Genomic DNA, 2,500 nt, shown 5'->3' on the forward strand with positions numbered 1-2,500 from the left:
GTATGGTTGCGGGGGCAGGATTTGAACCTGCGGCCTTCAGGTTATGAGCCTGACGAGCTACCGGGCTGCTCCACCCCGCGGAGGTGGGGGAGATTGTGAATGGGTTTTGTATTCGCGGGCTGTAATGCCTGGCGACGCCCTACTCTTCCACTGCTTGAGCAGTAGTACCATTGGCGCAGTCGGGTTTCACGGCCGAGTTCGGGATGGGATCGGGTGGGACACCGACGCTATGGCCACCAGGCAATAGAGTCCGCGAATACTGAATTCCCCATCAAGTGGTACTTTATGGGGGCCCCGAGGTGAGGATGTCTCAGCTCGGGGTGTGTGGGTTAAAATCGATGCGTGCACTGGCTTGGGTATGATGACCGCACCCGTTGTGCCGTCAGCCCAGGGCTGATGGTGGGGGTGTGGAGCTCTCAAGCGCGAATAGGACGATTAGTATCGGTTAGCTCCATGCGTTACCGCACTTCCACATCCGATCTATCGAGGTCGTGGTCTTCGACCGTCCTGAGAAATCTTATCTTGAGGGAGGCTTCCCGCTTAGATGCTTTCAGCGGTTATCCCGTCCGTACATAGCTACCCTGCTGCGCCGTTGGCACGACGACAGGTACACCAGAGGTACGTTCAACCCGGTCCTCTCGTACTAGGGTCAACTCCTCTCAAATTTCGACGCCCACGGCAGATAGGGACCAAACTGTCTCGCGACGTTCTGAACCCAGCTCACGTACCACTTTAATTGGCGAACAGCCAAACCCTTGGGACCTGCTCCAGCCCCAGGATGTGATGAGCCGACATCGAGGTGCCAAACAACCCCGTCGATATGAGCTCTTGGGGGTTATCAGCCTGTTATCCCCGGCGTACCTTTTATCCGTTGAGCGATGGCCCTTCCACGAGGGACCACCGGATCACTATGACCGACTTTCGTCTCTGCTCGACTTGTCAGTCTCGCAGTCAGGCTGGCTTATGCCATTGCACTCTAACAGACGGTTTCCAACCGTCCTGAGCCAACCTTCGCGCGCCTCCGTTACTCTTTAGGAGGCGACCGCCCCAGTCAAACTACCCGCCACAGAGGGTCCCTCGCCCGGTTTCACGGGCGCAGGTTAGACATTAAACAACAACAGGGTGGTATTTCACCTATGGCTCCACATCGGCTGGCGCCAATGCTTCAAAGCCTCCCACCTATGCTACACAGTTCTTGTCCAATGCCACTCTGAAGCTGCAGTAAAGGTGCACGGGGTCTTTCCGTCTAACCGCGGGTACTCCGCATCTTCACGGAGAATTCAATTTCGCTGAGCATGTCCTGGAGACAGTGGGGAAGTCGTTACGCCATTCGTGCAGGTCGGAACTTACCCGACAAGGAATTTCGCTACCTTAGGACCGTTATAGTTACGGCCGCCGTTTACCTGGGCTTCATTTCAGAGCTTGCACTCCTCCACTTAACCTTCAGGCACCGGGCAGGCGTCAGGCCCTATACGTCGTCTTGAAGCCGACTTAGCAGAGCCCTGTGTTTTTGCTAAACAGTCGCTACCCCCTGGCCTGTGCCCCCCATGAGAGCTTGCGCTTACATGGGGCCTCCTTCTTCCGAAGGTACGGAGGCAATTTGCCGAGTTCCTTCAGGACACTTCTCTCAAGCGCCTTGGTATACTCTACCTGACCACCTGTGTCGGTTTCGGGTACGGTCTATACGGTGGGGCTATTTCCCGGGACCTCTTCGAGGCACGTCCAATCCGATAAGGACGTACAACACACGAGATCCGTCACACACCACCAGGCCCACGAATATTAACGTGGTTCCCATCGACTACCCCCTTCGGGCTCGTCTTAGGGGCCGGCTCACCCTGCGCGGATTAGCCTTGCGCAGGAACCCTTGGTCTTTCGGCGAGAGGGCATCTCACCCTCTTTATCGCTACTCATGTCTGCATTCGCACTTCCGATACCTCCACGACCCATTACCAGATCGCTTCGCAGGCTTACGGAACGCTCCGCTACCGCGTACGCATAAGCGCACACCCTAAGCTTCGGTGCGTGTCTTGAGCCCCGTTACATCTTCGCCGCAGAAACCCTTGTTTAGACCAGTGAGCTGTTACGCTTTCTTTAAAGGATGGCTGCTTCTAAGCCAACCTCCTGGTTGTTTTGGGATTTCCACATGCTTTCCCACTTAGACACGACTTGGGGACCTTAGCTGTAGGTCAGGGCTGTTTCCCTTTTGACGACGGACCTTAGCACCCGCCGTCTGTCTCCCGAGTATCACTCATAGGTATTCGGAGTTTGGTTAGTATTGGTAGATCTCGCGACCCCCGCAACCATCCAGTGCTCTACCCCCTATGGTGTCCGCTCGAGGCACTACCTCAATAGTTTTCGCGGAGAACCAGCTATTTCCCGGCTTGATTGGCCTTTCACCCCTAAGCACAACTCATCCGGTAACTTTTCAACGTTAATCGGTTCGGACCTCCAGTGCGTGTTACCGCACCTTCATCCTGGTCATGCATAGATCGCCGGG

The 2,500-nt window shown here is 55.8% G+C and carries 1 tRNA gene and 2 rRNA genes (1 of these 3 cut by a window edge); all 3 read right to left on the bottom strand.

Annotated elements, in window-relative coordinates:
• Positions 1 to 3: 3 nt before the first annotated feature.
• A tRNA-Met gene (locus ACQKJZ_RS17665) sits at positions 4 to 80 on the bottom strand.
• Between the two features lie 46 nt (positions 81 to 126).
• Positions 127 to 241, bottom strand: a 5S ribosomal RNA gene (rrf, locus tag ACQKJZ_RS17670).
• Positions 242 to 415: 174 nt separating this feature from the next.
• A 23S ribosomal RNA gene (locus ACQKJZ_RS17675) occupies positions 416 to 2,500 on the bottom strand (it continues 739 nt past the right edge of the window).

The sequence above is a fragment of the Sphingomonas sp. NPDC019816 genome, from assembly GCF_050274375.1.
Taxonomy (GTDB): domain Bacteria; phylum Pseudomonadota; class Alphaproteobacteria; order Sphingomonadales; family Sphingomonadaceae; genus Sphingomonas.